The sequence below is a fragment of the Streptomyces sp. NPDC050535 genome (genome assembly GCF_044457665.1).
Lineage (GTDB): Bacteria > Actinomycetota > Actinomycetes > Streptomycetales > Streptomycetaceae > Streptomyces.
This window is the reverse complement of sequence record NZ_JBITHE010000001.1, coordinates 1,025,927-1,039,066: the sequence shown is the minus strand read 5'-3', so window position 1 is coordinate 1,039,066 and position 13,140 is coordinate 1,025,927. Positions and strand designations below refer to the sequence as shown.

General features: G+C 71.0%; 11 protein-coding genes and 2 pseudogenes. 8 read left to right on the top strand and 5 right to left on the bottom strand.

Going from position 1 to position 13,140, the window contains the following annotated elements:
- Nucleotides 1–137: 137 nt before the first annotated feature.
- The 3 genes from galE (at nucleotide 138) to idi (ending at nucleotide 3,094) form a co-directional block, all read left to right on the top strand.
- Nucleotides 138–1,118: a UDP-glucose 4-epimerase GalE gene (galE, locus tag ACIBLC_RS04525; RefSeq protein WP_399209142.1), complete on the top strand. Its 981-nt coding sequence runs from the start codon at nucleotides 138–140 to the stop codon at nucleotides 1,116–1,118.
- Between the two features lie 145 nt (nucleotides 1,119–1,263).
- Entirely contained in the window at nucleotides 1,264–2,202 is a 939-nt protein-coding gene (locus ACIBLC_RS04520; protein ID WP_399209141.1) for a cation diffusion facilitator family transporter, read from the top strand.
- 298 nt (nucleotides 2,203–2,500) lie between these two features.
- Nucleotides 2,501–3,094, top strand: a complete 594-nt coding sequence (gene idi, locus ACIBLC_RS04515; protein WP_399209140.1) for an isopentenyl-diphosphate Delta-isomerase — start codon at nucleotides 2,501–2,503, stop codon at nucleotides 3,092–3,094.
- 75 nt (nucleotides 3,095–3,169) lie between these two features.
- Here idi and ACIBLC_RS04510 read toward each other — a convergent pair whose 3' ends face one another.
- Entirely contained in the window at nucleotides 3,170–3,676 is a 507-nt protein-coding gene (locus ACIBLC_RS04510; RefSeq protein ID WP_399209283.1) for an ATP-binding protein, read from the bottom strand.
- A 258-nt stretch (nucleotides 3,677–3,934) separates the two neighbouring features.
- On the opposite strand from ACIBLC_RS04510, the gene ACIBLC_RS04505 reads away from it, so the two are divergent.
- On the top strand, nucleotides 3,935–4,684 hold the full coding sequence (locus ACIBLC_RS04505) for an enoyl-CoA hydratase/isomerase family protein (protein ID WP_399209139.1): 750 nt from the start codon (nucleotides 3,935–3,937) through the stop codon (nucleotides 4,682–4,684).
- Here ACIBLC_RS04505 and ACIBLC_RS04500 read toward each other — a convergent pair.
- Both ACIBLC_RS04500 and ACIBLC_RS04495 read right to left on the bottom strand, forming a co-directional pair.
- Nucleotides 4,662–4,802, bottom strand: a pseudogene (locus ACIBLC_RS04500) (DJ-1/PfpI family protein); the annotation flags it as partial. The gene ACIBLC_RS04505 and the pseudogene ACIBLC_RS04500 sit on opposite strands and share 23 nt — an antisense overlap.
- Nucleotides 4,790–5,507, bottom strand: a pseudogene (locus ACIBLC_RS04495) (GlxA family transcriptional regulator); the annotation flags it as partial. The pseudogenes ACIBLC_RS04500 and ACIBLC_RS04495, both read right to left, overlap by 13 nt.
- Nucleotides 5,508–5,620: 113 nt before the next feature.
- Here ACIBLC_RS04495 and ACIBLC_RS04490 point away from each other — a divergent pair.
- From ACIBLC_RS04490 to ACIBLC_RS04480, 3 genes are all read left to right on the top strand, one after another.
- Nucleotides 5,621–6,487 carry a hypothetical protein gene (locus ACIBLC_RS04490; protein WP_399209138.1) on the top strand — a complete coding sequence of 289 codons (867 nt, stop codon included), beginning with the start codon at nucleotides 5,621–5,623 and terminating at the stop codon, nucleotides 6,485–6,487.
- A 52-nt stretch (nucleotides 6,488–6,539) separates the two neighbouring features.
- Nucleotides 6,540–6,671 carry an LPFR motif small protein gene (locus ACIBLC_RS04485; RefSeq protein ID WP_399209137.1) on the top strand — a complete coding sequence of 44 codons (132 nt, stop codon included), beginning with the start codon at nucleotides 6,540–6,542 and terminating at the stop codon, nucleotides 6,669–6,671.
- Nucleotides 6,672–6,795: 124 nt separating this feature from the next.
- A complete protein-coding gene (locus tag ACIBLC_RS04480; RefSeq protein ID WP_399209136.1) occupies nucleotides 6,796–9,180 on the top strand; it encodes a Tex family protein in 2,385 nt (794 codons plus the stop codon).
- A 163-nt stretch (nucleotides 9,181–9,343) separates the two neighbouring features.
- Here the strand turns inward: ACIBLC_RS04480 and ACIBLC_RS04475 are convergent, their stop codons facing one another.
- Nucleotides 9,344–10,984: an ABC-F family ATP-binding cassette domain-containing protein gene (locus ACIBLC_RS04475; protein WP_399209135.1), complete on the bottom strand. Its 1,641-nt coding sequence runs from the start codon at nucleotides 10,982–10,984 to the stop codon at nucleotides 9,344–9,346.
- 60 nt (nucleotides 10,985–11,044) lie between these two features.
- Nucleotides 11,045–12,064, bottom strand: coding sequence for an oxidoreductase (locus ACIBLC_RS04470; RefSeq protein WP_399209134.1), 1,020 nt, complete (start codon nucleotides 12,062–12,064; stop codon nucleotides 11,045–11,047).
- Between the two features lie 66 nt (nucleotides 12,065–12,130).
- Here ACIBLC_RS04470 and ACIBLC_RS04465 point away from each other — a divergent pair, with 66 nt between their 5' ends.
- Nucleotides 12,131–13,084 (top strand): FAD-dependent oxidoreductase, encoded by a 954-nt coding sequence (locus ACIBLC_RS04465; protein WP_399209133.1) that lies wholly within the window; start codon nucleotides 12,131–12,133, stop codon nucleotides 13,082–13,084.
- Nucleotides 13,085–13,140: the final 56 nt, after the last annotated feature.

Genomic DNA, 13,140 nt, shown 5'->3' with positions numbered 1-13,140 from the left:
CGCGATCATCATCAGGGATTCGGGGTCCACGCCACAAACCGTGCCGCCATATCGTCCTATTTTCGGCATCGGGTTCAGCCCCTCCCTCCGCGAGCGTGGAGCTGCCGGGCGGCGGTACCGGCATAGGGTTGTCGCCCATGACATGGCTGATCACAGGCGGAGCCGGATACATCGGCGCTCACGTGGCGCGGGCGATGGCCGAGGCCAGGGAGCGTGTCGTCGCGCTCGACGACCTCTCGACGGGCGTTCCGGACCGGCTCCCGGAGGACATCCCGCTCGTGCGGGGCTCGACACTGGACGGGGAACTTCTGAGGAAGGTCCTGGCCGAACGCGCCGTGACGGGTGTGGTGCATCTCGCCGCCCGCAAGCAGGTCGGCGAGTCCGTGGAACGGCCGGCGTACTACTACCAGGAGAACGTGGGCGCTCTCGCGACGCTCCTGGAAGCGGTCGCCGAGGCCGGCGTCAGCCGCTTCCTCTTCTCCTCGTCGGCGGCCGTCTACGGGAACCCGGATGTGGATCTCATCACGGAGGACACCCCCTGCGCCCCGATGAGCCCCTACGGCGAGACGAAGCTCGCCGGCGAGTGGCTGGTCCGGGCGGCGGGCCGGGCGCACGGCATCGCGACCGGGTGTCTGCGTTACTTCAACGTGGCGGGGGCTGCGGCGCCCGAGCTGGCCGACACCGGCGTGTTCAACGTCATCCCGATGGTCTTCGACCGGCTCAGCCGCGGCGAGGCCCCGCGGATCTTCGGTGCCGACTATCCGACGCCGGACGGCACCTGCGTACGCGACTACATCCATGTCGCCGATCTCGCCGAGGCCCACCTGGCCGTGACCCGGCGTCTCACCGAGGGACCGACGGGCGACCTGACGGTCAACATCGGCCGCGGGGAAGGTGTTTCCGTACGTGAACTGATCACGCTCATCGCGGAAGTGAGCGGTGACAGCACCCCCGCGATCGTGGAGCCGCGCCGCCCCGGTGACGCGCCGCGCGCGGTCGCCTCGGCCGAGCGGGCCGCGCGGGAACTGGGCTGGAGCGCGCGCCGCGGGGTGCGCGAAATGGTCGCGTCGGCGTGGCGGGGCAGGCAGACCCAGCCCGCCCGGACACCAGTTCGGTGATCTTGCCGGTGCTCTGACCTGCGAAACGTTTCCGCAGGTCAGAGCACATGACAACGGTGTTCAGTCCCGCGTTGCCGGATACCCCCGGCCCGTAGTTCACTGTGATTCAGGGCGGGGAACGCGGAGAACCAGGGAGGCGGCTTTCATGGGGGCTGGGCACGACCACGGGCACGCGCACGGCGCTCCCCCGACGGGTACGGCGGCCGCGGCGTACCGCGGGAGGCTGCGCATCGCGCTGTCGATCACGCTCACCGTCATGGTGGTCGAGATCGTCGGAGGTCTCCTCGCCGACTCACTCGCGCTCATCGCGGACGCGGCCCACATGGCGACGGACGCCCTGGGCCTCGGCATGGCCCTGCTCGCCATCCACTTCGCCAACCTCCCGGCGAGCAAGAACCGCACCTTCGGGTACGCGCGTGCCGAGATCCTCGCCGCCCTCGCGAACTGTCTGCTGCTGCTCGGCGTCGGCGGTTACGTGCTGTACGAGGCGATCCAGCGCTTCGTGACGCCCTCCGACACCGCGGGCGGTCTGACCATCGTGTTCGGCCTGGTCGGTCTGGTCGCGAACATGATCTCGCTCACCCTGCTGGCGCGAGGACAGAAGGACAGCCTGAACGTGCGCGGCGCGTTCCTCGAGGTGGTCGCGGACGCGCTGGGTTCGCTCGCGGTGCTGATCTCCGCGGTGGTCATCATGACGTCGGGCTGGCAGGCCGCCGACCCGATCGCCTCGATCGTCATCAGCCTGATGATCGTCCCGCGCACCTGGAAGCTGCTCCAGGAGACGCTGAACGTGCTCCTGGAGGCGGCCCCCAAGGACGTCGACATGACGGAGGTGCGCGCGCACCTACTGGCGCTGCCCGGCGTGGAGGACATCCACGACCTGCACGCCTGGACCATCACCTCCGGTATGCCGGTCCTCTCCGTCCACGTGGTCGTCAGCTCCGAGATCCTGAACGCCATCGGCCACGAGAAGATGCTCCACGAGCTCCAGGTCTGCCTCGGCGACCACTTCGACGTCGAACACTGCACGTTCCAGCTCGAGCCGAGCGGGCACGCCGAGCACGAGGCGAAGCTCTGCCACTGACCGTTCGGGTACGACGCACGGGCGGTACCCGCGATACGCCGTCCGCCCCCTTCGGCGTACGGCATCCGGCCCGGATTCGGAGTGCCGTCCGAACATCTGACCGCCCCCGTCCGGAGCGGTTCCTCGTCCACGACCATGGGCACGATCAGGTGTCCGGCGCTTGCGGTGTGTGACGTACGTCGGCCCGCTCGCCCCGTTCCGGGCTCCCGGAGCGGGACATGCGGGGAGCCGCGAAGTGCCGGGAGTGCCGGTTTCGTACGGCAGACTTGGGGATCGAAGACCGATGCGAAGGATGGGTATGCCGATCACACCTGCCACCGCGACGCACAGTTCGTCGAACGGCACCGTTGAAGCGATCTTGCTGGAACTGGTCGACGAGGACGGCAACACGATCGGTACGGCGGAGAAGCTCGCCGCCCACCAGGCGCCGGGGCAGCTGCACCGGGCGTTCTCGGTGTTCCTCTTCGACGAGCGCGGGCGGATGCTGCTCCAGCAGCGCGCCCTCGGCAAGTACCACTCCCCCGGTGTGTGGTCCAACACCTGCTGCGGCCACCCCTACCCGGGCGAGGCACCGTTCGCGGCGGCGGCCCGGCGGACGTACGAGGAGCTGGGCGTCTCCCCGTCGCTCCTCGCCGAGGCGGGCACCGTCCGTTACAACCACCCGGACCCCGACTCGGGCCTGGTGGAGCAGGAGTACAACCACCTCTTCGTCGGAATGGTGCAGTCGCCGCTGGGCCCCGACCCGGAGGAGGTCGAGGCGACGGCCTTCGTGAGCGCCGCCGAGCTGGCGGAGCGGCACGCGAAGGAGAACTTCTCCTCGTGGTTCATGACGGTCCTGGACGCGGCCCGTCCGGCGGTCAGGGAACTGACGGGCCCCGCCGCCGGCTGGTGAGGATCCCGCCGGGCCAGGGGATGTCGTTTGGATCAGCCCGGGTCCGCGACGCCTGGCTGATCCAAACGACACCCCCTAGGTCACGCTCGGGGTGAGCGGCAGGGCGGCCCAGATCACCTTGCCGCCGCTCGCTGTGTGCTCCACGTCGCACACCCCGCCCGCCTCCCTGGTGACCTCGCGCACGAGCAGCAGGCCACGGCCGCCGGTCTGGCCGTGGTCGGCCTCCAGGGCGGTCGGACGGTAGGGGTGCTTGTCCTCCACGGAGACCCGCACCCACTCCGCGCCGACGGCGACCTCCACGGCAAGCACCGGCGAGAGGAGCGCCGCGTGCCGGACCGCGTTGGTGACCAGTTCGGAAACGATCAGCAGGAGCCCCTGGACGATGTCGTCCGCGACGGGCACTCCCTGGCGGACCAGCAGATCCCGTACGGCGTGCCGCGCCTGCGGCACCGAGGCGTCGATGGCGGGGGCGGTGAATCGCCACACCCCCTCATAGGGAAGAGGGCCCGGAGGTCTGTCTTCGGGAGGCATCTCCACGCCCCCCTCAGGACTCGAAGCGGACCCCCGCCCGCGGTTCTCCATCGTCCGGTCGCCACCCTTGCGCTCGATTGTCACCACGCAATGAGTGTTGGTTCTGCGCCCGTCCAGACCGGATAACTGAACAGAAGTCAGCGACTATCGACAGCTTCTGACCGTCAGCGCATGACCCAGCCAGCCGGGGGACTGTTCCTGTCCTTGTTGTGCCGACTTCGGGATCTATTCGGGTTGTACGGGTTTGACGCCGGGCTCGTCCGGTTCGTTCTTGATCACACGCTCGCGGGGGCGGATAGCATCCGGCGCATGGAGCCGCAGCTGTCGCACAGCGTCATCGACGGGGTCGCCACCGTCGTCATCCACCACCCGGCCAAGCGCAACGCCATGACGGCCGGCATGTGGCGGGCGCTGCCGTCCCTGCTCGACGAGTTGACGGACGACGCCGACGTACACGCGCTGGTGCTCACCGGTGCGGGTGACACGTTCTGCGCCGGGTTCGACATCTCGACGCTGCGGAGCTCCCCGGACGAGGCGACGGGCCTGCTCGTGCTCGCCGAGGAGGCGCTCGCGGCGTTCCCGAAGCCGACGCTCGCGGCGGTCCGCGGGTACTGCGTGGGCGGCGGGTCCCAGCTCGCGGCGGCCTGCGATCTGCGGTTCGCGGAGGAGGGGGCACGGTTCGGGGTGACACCGGCGAAGCTGGGGATCGTCTATCCGTCGTCCTCCACCCGGCGGTTGGTGTCGCTGGTGGGTCCGGCCGCCGCCAAGTACCTGCTGTTCTCGGGTGAGTTGATCGACGCCGAGCGGGCCCTGCGCACGGGTCTCGTTGACGAGGTACTGCCCGCGGGGGAACTCGGCAAGCGCGTCGGTGAGTTCACGCGCCTGCTGGCCACGCGGTCCCTGCTGACGCAGGCGGCGGCCAAGGAGTTCGCGAACGGGCACGTGGACCGGGACGCCTACTGGACGGAGCAGGCGCGGGGCAGCGGCGACACCGCGGAGGGGGTCGCCGCTTTCCTCGATCGCCGAGAGCCGCGCTTCACGTGGAGGGCGTCAGGCTGAGGCGCCGCCGGAGCGCCTGGGCGACCAGGTCGGCCGGGGCCCTCTCCGGGGACCCCGCGTCGTAGGGCGGACGCGGGTCGTACTCGGTGAGCAGCTGGACGGACTGCGCGGTGCGGTCCGGCCGGGTGTCATGCCGGTTTCGGTCTGGAAGGCGCGGGCGAAGTGACGGGGCGAGAGCCGGGCGCGTTCGGCGAGGGTCTCGACGCACAGATCGGCGCCCGGGTGCTCGGTGATCCTCCCCCACTGCCTCAAGGGCGTGGGAGGTGCCCCCAGCTGGACCTCGCGTAGGGGTTCGCGCTGGGGTTCGCGCTGGGCACTCTGGGCGGCCGACTGAGCGCTGAACCGGGCCTGGATGCCCGGACGCCGGAGGAAGACGACCAGGTGGCGGGCGACGGTGAGCGCGGTCTCGCGCCCGAGGTCCTCCTCCACGAGCGCGAGGGCCAGGTCGATGCCCGAGGTGACCCCCGCCGAGGTGGCGACATTGCCGTCCCGCACGTAGATGGGGTCCGGGTCGACCTCGACCGCCGGATGGTCACGGGCCGGCGTGTCGCAGTACGCCCAGTGGGTCGTCGCGCGGCGGCCGTCCAGCAGGGCCCGACCTGGCGAGCAGGACGGCGCCGGTGCAGACCGACACCAGGCGCTCGGCGCGCGGGCCGTGCTCGCGCAGCCAGTCGGTCAGCCGGCGGGGGGAGGGGGGAGGCGGTGCGGATGCGGTACGAACCGGGCCGGCGGGTCTAGGCCCGGCCCCCGCGAAGACCTCCACGGGGCCGGTGACGTCGAGACTCTGCACGTTGTCGAAGAGGACGACCAGGACGGTTCGCATGTCCTCGATCGTTGGCGTGCGCGGCGATGTCCGCAGTGACAAATTGCCCATCTTTCCTGCCATGCCGGATCCTGCGGTTCCCGCCGTACCAACCAGTCGGTAATGTGCCGGGCATGACCACTCCACTGCCGGAGCGCGCCGGGCGCCGCTGCCACAACGTCCTGAACTCGATCGCCGCGGCGCTGTACTTCTCGCCCGACCTGGACCGGGAACTGGCCGGCGTCGGGATCGAGGACAGCAGAGGCGCGTACTTCGCCACGCGGGCGGCGGCCATGGGCGCGGTGGGCCCGGGCACGGTGACGGCCACGTTCTACAACTTCCACCACGAGCTGGTGGCGAGGCACGTGCCCGGAGTGTGGCGGACCGCCTCCCCCGAGACCGTGCTCGCGGCCCGCTCGCGTGCCGTCGACGCCACGCTGCGGCGGCTGCTCGGCGAGGACGTCAGCGCCTCCAAGGAGGTGGCCGAGGCGGCGGAGCTCGCGCTGCGGGCGGCCGAGGCCTGCACCAGGACCGCGCGCCCGCTGTACGCCGCCTACGCGGACCTGCCCGTCCCCGAGGCGCCGCATCTCGCGCTCTACCACGCGGCCACCCTGCTGCGTGAGCACCGCGGCGACGGTCACCTGGCGGTGCTGCTCGACTCGGAACTCGACCCTGTCGAGGCCCTGGTGAGCCACACCGCGACCGGCAAGGGCATGACCCCGAGGTGGGCGCTGGGCACGCGCGGCTGGTCGCGTACGGACTGGGAGGCGGCGGTCCTGCGGCTGCGGGAGCGCGGGCTGCTCGACGCGGACGGCGCGTTGACCGAGGCGGGGGTGGCATTCCGCAAGGACATCGAGGTGCGGACGGACCGGCTGGACCGGGCGCCGTACGAACACCTGGGCGCCCCGGGCGTGGAACGGCTCATGGAACTGGGCAAGGCGCTGCTGCTGACGGCGTTCAGCGCCGGAGCGTTCCCGGAAGGCATGATCGGCAAGGAATGAGGTACCCGTACGTCTGCCGGCCTCACAGGTCGGGGGACGAAAGGGGAGACCTATGTTCCACGCGATCGCAGACGTCCTGAGGCAGATCGGCTCGGCCATCGCCACGGTCGTGACGCTCCCGTTCCGGGCGCTGGCACGGCTGTTCGGGGGCGCGTCGCACTCCGGGCGGAGCCGCAGGACCTGAGAGTTCCCGTCGCCGTGCCGGTTTCGGGCCCCGGTCACGCTTCCGCTGCCGCCCTGATCCACCGTTGTCGGTGTCACCTGCCACAATTGCCGCGCAACCCCAGTGGAGAAGGCGGTACGGGATCGTGACGACACCCCTCGTAGGGTCCATCGAAGGCAGGATCGCCGAGGAGCTCGGCGTACGGGAGCGGCAGGTCAAGGCCGCCGTCGACTTGCTCGACGGCGGATCGACGGTGCCCTTCATCGCCCGGTACCGCAAGGAAGCGACCGAGATGCTCGACGATGCGCAGCTGCGCACCCTCGAGGAGCGGCTGCGTTATCTGCGGGAGCTGGAGGAGCGGCGCGCCGCGATCCTGGAATCGGTGCGCGAGCAGGACAAGCTCACTCCGGAGATCGAGGCGCAGATCCGGGCCGCCGAGACGAAGGCGCGTCTCGAGGACATCTATCTGCCGTTCAAGCCGAAGCGGCGCACGAAGGCGCAGATCGCGCGCGAGGCGGGTCTCGAGCCGCTGGCCGAGGGACTGCTCGCCGACGCTTCGGTCGACCCGCTCGCCGCGGCGGCGGCCTTCGTCGACGCCGACAAGGGCGTCGCCGATCCGCAGGCCGCGCTCGACGGCGCCCGCTCGATCCTCACCGAGCGGTTCTCCGAGGACGCCGACCTGATCGGCGAACTGCGCGAGCGCATGTGGGTGCGCGGGCGGCTGGTCGCCAAGGTGCGGGACGGCAAGGAGGAGGCGGGCGCGAAGTTCGCCGACTACTTCGACTTCGCCGAGCCCTTCAAGGCGCTGCCCTCGCACCGCGTCCTCGCCATGCTGCGCGGCGAGAAGGAGGACGTCCTCGACCTCGTTCTGGAGCCCGAGGAGCCTTCCGAGCAGCCCGGCCCTTCCTCGTACGAGGGGATCGTCGCCCGCCGTTTCCACATCGCCGACCGCGGCCGCCCCGGCGACAAGTGGCTCACGGACACGGTCCGCTGGGCGTGGCGGACCCGCCTTCTCGTGCACCTCGGCATCGACCTGCGGCTGCGGCTGCGGACGGCCGCCGAGGACGAGGCGGTCAACGTGTTCGCGTCGAACCTGCGGGACCTGCTGCTCGCCGCCCCCGCGGGCACACGCGCGACGCTGGGTCTGGACCCCGGATTCCGGACGGGCGTGAAGGTCGCCGTGGTCGACGCGACCGGCAAGGTCCTCGCCACGGACGTCATCTACCCGCACGTCCCCGCCAACAAGTGGGACGAGGCCATCGCCAAGCTCGCCCGGCTCGCCAAGGACCACACGGTCGAGCTGATCGCGATCGGCAACGGCACGGCGTCCCGCGAGACGGACAAGCTCGCCGGTGAACTCATCACCAAGCACCCGGAGTTGAACCTCACCAAGGTGATGGTCTCCGAGGCCGGCGCGTCGGTGTACTCCGCGTCCGCGTTCGCCTCGCAGGAGCTGCCCGACATGGACGTGTCGTTGCGCGGCGCGGTGTCCATCGCGCGCCGGCTCCAGGACCCGCTGGCCGAGCTGGTGAAGATCGACCCGAAGTCCATCGGGGTCGGGCAGTACCAGCACGACCTGTCCGAGATGAAGCTGTCCCGGTCACTGGACGCGGTGGTCGAGGACTGTGTGAACGGCGTGGGCGTGGACGTGAACACCGCCTCGGCGCCGCTGCTCTCCCGGGTCTCCGGCATCACCTCCGGACTCGCCGAGAACATCGTGTCCTACCGCGACGCGAACGGGCCCTTCCGGTCCCGTACCTCCCTCAAGAACGTGGCCCGGCTCGGCCCGAAGGCGTACGAGCAGTGCGCGGGCTTCCTGCGGATCCGCGGCGGGGACGATCCGCTGGACTCGTCCAGCGTGCACCCCGAGGCGTACCCCGTGGTGCGTCGCATGGTGAAGACCGCGGGGAACGAGGTCGCCTCGCTGATCGGCAACTCCGGGGTGCTGCGTTCGCTGAAGCCGGTCGACTTCGTGGACGAGAAGTTCGGTCTGCCGACCGTGACGGACATCCTGCGGGAGCTGGAGAAGCCGGGGCGTGACCCGCGGCCCGCGTTCAAGACGGCGACCTTCAAGGACGGGGTGGAGAAGCTCTCCGACCTCGAGTCCGGGATGGTGCTGGAGGGGGTCGTGACGAATGTCGCCGCCTTCGGGGCGTTCGTGGACGTGGGTGTCCACCAGGACGGGCTCGTGCACGTGTCCGCGATGTCCAGGACCTTCGTCAAGGACCCCCGGGACGTGGTGAAGCCGGGTGACATCGTCAAGGTGAAGGTGCTGGAGATCGACATTCCGCGGAAGCGGATTTCGCTGTCGCTGCGGTTGGACGACGAGGCGGTGGCCACGGACGCGGACACCTCGGGGGGTGGGCGTGCCCAGCGTGGGGGGCGGCCGCCTCAGCAGCGGCAGCAGCCTCGGCAGCAGCAGAGCCGTTCCGGTGGGGGCTCTCGCCAGGCTGCGGCGCCTGCCAACAGTGCGATGGCTGACGCGTTGCGGCGGGCGGGGCTGACGGATCCCAAGCGGGGGAAGGGCTGACGTTCCTCGTGCCGGGTTCCCTTTCGCGGGAACCCGGCATCGGGATGGACCTGGGCGTTTTCGCCCCCTCCGCCCCTTCCCGTCCCGTTCCTGCGGGCTGCGCCCCCAGACCCCCCTTTCGCGCTTCGCGCTCGTCCTCAAACGCCGGACGGGCTGAAGGGAGCTAGCGCTCCGTCACCTTGCCCTCCGTGACCTCCAGGCGGCGTGTCGTGTGGACCGCGTCGAGCATGCGGCGGTCGTGGGTGACCAGGAGGAGGGTGCCCTCGTAGGTGCCGAGGGCGGACTCCAGTTGCTCGATGGCGACGAGGTCGAGGTGGTTGGTCGGCTCGTCGAGGACGAGGAGGTTGACGCCTCTGCCCTGGAGGAGGGCGAGGGCGGAGCGGGTGCGCTCGCCCGGGGAGAGGGAGCTCGCGGGGCGTAGGACGTGGTGGGACTTGAGGCCGAACTTGGCGAGGAGCGTGCGGACTTCGGCCGGCTCGGTGTCGGGGACGGCCGCGCAGAACGCGTCGAGCAGCGACTCGGTGCCGTGGAAGAGCTTGCGGGCCTGGTCGACCTCGCCGACGACGACTCCGGGGCCGAGGGCGGCGTGACCGACGTCCAGCGGGACACGGCCGAGCAGGGCGCCCAGGAGCGTCGACTTGCCCGCGCCGTTCGCGCCGGTGACCGCGACGCGGTCGGCCCAGTCGATCTGCAGCGTCGCCGGGCCGAAGGTGAAGTCACCTCGGCGCACCTCCGCGTCACGCAGTGTGGCGACGACCGCGCCGGACCGCGGCGCCGCCGAGATCTCCATGCGCAGTTCCCACTCCTTGCGCGGCTCGTCGACGACGTCGAGCCGCTCGATCATGCGCTGGGTCTGCCGGGCCTTCGAGGCCTGCTTCTCGCTGGCCTCGCTGCGGAACTTGCGGCCGATCTTGTCGTTGTCGTTGCCCGCCTTGCGCCGGGCGTTCTTCACGCCCTTGTCCATCCAGGAGCGCTGCGTCTGGGCACGCCCCTCGAGCGCGGACCGCTTGTCGGCGTACTCGTCGAAGTCCTCGCGGGCGTGCCGGCGCGCGGTGTCCCGCTCCTCCAGATACGCCTCGTAGCCGCCGCCGTACAGCGTGATCTGCTGTTGCGCCAGGTCGAGTTCGAGCACCTTGGTGACCGTGCGGGTCAGGAACTCCCGGTCGTGGCTGACGACGACCGTGCCCGCGCGCAGGCCGCCCACGAAGCGCTCGAGCCGCTCCAGGCCGTCCAGGTCCAGGTCGTTCGTGGGCTCGTCGAGGAGGAACACGTCGTAGCGGGAGAGCAGCAGGGAGGCGAGTCCGGCGCGGGCCGCCTGGCCGCCGGACAAGGAGGTCATCAGGTGGTCGAGACCGACGGCGAGCCCGAGGGAGCCGGCGATCTCCTCGGCGCGCTCGTCGAGGTCGGCGCCGCCGAGGTCGAGCCAGCGCTCCAGGCTGGTGGAGTACGCGTCGTCCGCACCGGGCGCGCCGTCGACCAGCGCCTGGGTGGCCTCGTCCATCACCCGCTGGGCCTCGGCCACGCCGGTGCGGCGGGCGAGGAAGTCCCGTACGGTCTCGCCCTCCCGGCGCTCCGGTTCCTGCGGCAGATGTCCGACCGTCGCGGACGGCGGGGACAGCCGCAGCTCGCCCTGTTCCGGTACGAGGAGTCCGGCGAGCAGTCGGAGCAGCGTGGACTTTCCCGCGCCGTTGGCACCGACCAGCCCGATCACGTCTCCGGGCGCGACGACGAGGTCGAGCCCGGAGAAGAGGGAGCGGTCGCCGTGTCCGGCGGCGAGATTCTTGGCGACGAGGGTGGCAGTCATCAGATGGCCGATCCTAACGGCCGGGGCGACGTCCCCTCGCACTGATATCCGTGGCCCCGGTCAGTGGACCATCGGCTCCACCAGCACACTCCCCGCCGTGCGCGCCACGATGAAGGACTCCCCCCGTACGGCCCTGGCGTCCAGCGCGAGCCGGTGCCGGCCGGCCTCCAGGACTCCGTCGAAGACCTCCTGCGCGTGGCTGCGGTACAGGCGGTCGAGGCGGTACGCCGTGAGCTGGACGCGGCAGGTCGAGGTAACCTCGATGCCCGCCTCCCCGTCGGCGGCGACCATGCGTGTGAGACGGCGCAGTTCGAGCGGGCTGCGGTCCAGGGCGTGTTCTATCTGGGCGACGAGGAGCGGAATGATCGGGGCGAGGCCCTCGACGTAGGCCACCTCGAGGCTCGCACGGTCGAAGGTCCCCCGTACGGCGGCACGTTCCTCCTCGCCGACGGCCCGGCCGAAGGCCACCGCGCCGTACGTACGGAGTTCGTCGGGCGGGACCGCCGTGGCGTCCCGGGTGATGTCGGCGCCGATGCCGATGGTGCGCAGGGCGGCGGCGAGCTTGGCGAGGACGGCGACGCGGGCGCCGATGAGGAGGACGCGGCGGCGGGGTCCGGAGTCGCCGCTCAGCAGGGAGCTCAGGGCGCTGCGGTACTCGGCGCCGTGGAAGCGGAACGGCCCTATCCCGTGATAGCCGTTGCGCTCCAGGTCGGGCCTTTCGTCGGTCTGCCAGGCGAAGTCGCGCCATACGTAGTCGTCGTCGGCCTTCTCGATGACCGCGGTGACGGCGCCGCAGTCCAGGCCCTCGCACTCGGGGCAGCCGTAGATGACGTAGCGGCCGCCGTCGAGCGGAGCGTCCGCTTCCAGCAGGAGGCTGCGGACCTGAGCGGTGAAGATCGCGGGTGGCACGTCGGAGGCGAGTGGGGAGACGGCGTCGAGGTCGGAGAGCTGGAAAAGCAGCGGGCGGCCGTCGACGATGAAGTCGACGAAATCCCGGTGCACTTGGTAGTCACCGTTGGCGAGGACTCCACCGGCACGCATCGCCGGTGCCAGGCCGAAGGTCGCGTACTCGGCAGACATGCTGTGAGTATCCCCAGAGCGGGAGCGATCTGAGCACGGCATGACATATTCCGCTACGGTCCGCGGGTGGAGACAGACGGACGCGGCGATGTGATCGTGGTGGGCAGCGGGGTCATCGGGCTGACGACGGCCGTTGTCCTGGCCGAGAGCGGGAGGCGCGTACGGGTGTGGGCGCGGGAGCCCGCCGGGCGGACCACCTCGGCGGTTGCGGGCGCGCTGTGGTGGCCGTACCGCATCGAGCCGAAGGCACTCGCCCGCGACTGGGCCCTTCAATCACTCTCCGTGTACGAGGAGTTGGCGGCGACGCCCGGGAGCACGGGCGTACGTATGGTCGAGGGCGTAATGGGCGAGTCACGGCTGGACGAAGAGGGCCACTGGGCGGCCGCGCGGTTGCCGGGGCTGCGGGCCTCGACGTCCGAGGAGTACGCGGGGACGGGCCTGTGGGCCCGGCTTCCGCTGCTGGACATGCCGGCGCATCTGCGGTGGCTGTACGAGCGTCTTCTCCGGGCGGGCGGGAGTGTCGACGTCCGCGCGGTGGCGGATCTCGCGGAGGCGGAGGCGCCGGTGATCGTCAACTGCACGGGGCTCGGCGCTCACGGGCTCGTACCGGACGCGGGTCTGCGTCCCGTGCGCGGGCAGCTCGTGATCGTGGAGAACCCCGGGATCCGCACCTGGCTGGTCTCGACGGACTCCACGACCGGGGTGAGCACCTATCTGTTCCCGCAGCCGGACCGGCTGATCCTGGGCGGCACCACCGACGAGGACGACTGGTCGCTGACGCCCGAGCCGGCGGTGGCCGCGGAGATCGTCAGGCGCTGCGCCGTGTTGCGCCCCGAGGTCGCGGGGGCGCGGGTGATGGGTCACCGGGTGGGGTTGCGGCCGGTACGTGATCGCGTGCGGCTGGAGCGTGAACGGCTGCCCGACGGACGGGTGTTGGTGCACAACTACGGTCACGGCGGTGCGGGGGTCACGGTGGCGTGGGGGTGTGCGCGGGAGGCGGCGGCGCTCGCCTCCCGCTGACGACCGGCCTCGGCCACGGGCCGTCGACGCGGCTCCGGTCACGGGCCGGGCCCGGT

What these genes read in the sequence shown, in the direction of transcription:
- ACIBLC_RS04490 (WP_399209138.1), top strand. Translation starts at nt 5,621, where the DNA reads ATGACCACTCCACTGCCGGAGCGCGCCGGGCGCCGCTGCCACAACGTC.
- ACIBLC_RS04485 (WP_399209137.1), top strand. Translation starts at nt 6,540, where the DNA reads ATGTTCCACGCGATCGCAGACGTCCTGAGGCAGATCGGCTCGGCCATC.
- ACIBLC_RS04505 (WP_399209139.1), top strand. Translation starts at nt 3,935, where the DNA reads ATGGAGCCGCAGCTGTCGCACAGCGTCATCGACGGGGTCGCCACCGTC.
- ACIBLC_RS04510 (WP_399209283.1), bottom strand. Translation starts at nt 3,676, where the DNA reads ATGGAGAACCGCGGGCGGGGGTCCGCTTCGAGTCCTGAGGGGGGCGTG.
- ACIBLC_RS04520 (WP_399209141.1), top strand. Translation starts at nt 1,264, where the DNA reads ATGGGGGCTGGGCACGACCACGGGCACGCGCACGGCGCTCCCCCGACG.
- ACIBLC_RS04475 (WP_399209135.1), bottom strand. Translation starts at nt 10,984, where the DNA reads ATGACTGCCACCCTCGTCGCCAAGAATCTCGCCGCCGGACACGGCGAC.
- idi (WP_399209140.1), top strand. Translation starts at nt 2,501, where the DNA reads ATGCCGATCACACCTGCCACCGCGACGCACAGTTCGTCGAACGGCACC.
- ACIBLC_RS04470 (WP_399209134.1), bottom strand. Translation starts at nt 12,064, where the DNA reads ATGTCTGCCGAGTACGCGACCTTCGGCCTGGCACCGGCGATGCGTGCC.
- galE (WP_399209142.1), top strand. Translation starts at nt 138, where the DNA reads ATGACATGGCTGATCACAGGCGGAGCCGGATACATCGGCGCTCACGTG.